The sequence below is a fragment of the Helicobacter trogontum genome (assembly GCF_000765905.2).
Taxonomy (GTDB): Bacteria; Campylobacterota; Campylobacteria; order Campylobacterales; family Helicobacteraceae; genus Helicobacter_A; species Helicobacter_A trogontum.
The window spans coordinates 1-671 of sequence record NZ_JRPL02000101.1 but is presented as its reverse complement, the minus strand read 5'-3'; the positions used below and the strand labels follow the sequence as shown (position 1 = coordinate 671).

Sequence of the window (671 nt, the reverse complement as noted above, 5' to 3'; positions counted from 1 at the left end):
GGCACTTCAGTAGAAGAACACATAATGGTAAGCTTAAAGTTAAGGCAAGAAGACAAGCATGCTTTGCTTATAAAGAGGAAAAATAATGGGACAATGGATAAGTAGTAAAGAGTTTGCTTTGCAAAATAATATTGTCAAAAAGAGTTTAGAGAAAGCATGCTTTCGTGCAAAACATCGAGACAAAAATTTTTGCATTCTAAAGTTCCAAATTTTATACTTTAGGTATGTTAATGGTGTTGGTGGTAACTCTGGCAAAGTCCTCCAAATATGGAGTGAGCCTTTTGCTAGTGAGGCTGAAGCAAATGAGTTTATAACAAACTATAGAATCAATAGACTAGAAAATGCTGTAAGGGCAAGTAGGCTAGAAGATTCTCAAGTTGCTAGTGTGTTAGGTGCTTTGCAGTCTTGTGGTGGCGTTTCTCGTGTTTGTGATGATGGTGTTAGAGATGTTTCGCTGTCGCTCAACATGACAAAAGATAAGATGACAAGTAAGGGCGACTTGACAAAGGGTAATGTAAGTAAAGGCGGTGTTATAGAATCTAATATAGCTTCCATTAAGAAAGAACTAGATACAACAATGGGTGGTGTAGTGGATTCTCATAATAGTTTGTGTGGTGATTTGCATGTTTGTGATGATGGGGGAGATGATGCTTGTGATCTTTTGCATAACC

The 671-nt window shown here is 37.4% G+C and carries 1 pseudogene; it reads left to right on the top strand.

The annotated features are described in order from the left end of the window. Positions 1-85 precede the first annotated feature (85 nt). Positions 86-671 (top strand): annotated as a pseudogene (locus LS81_RS11055) (hypothetical protein); the annotation flags it as partial.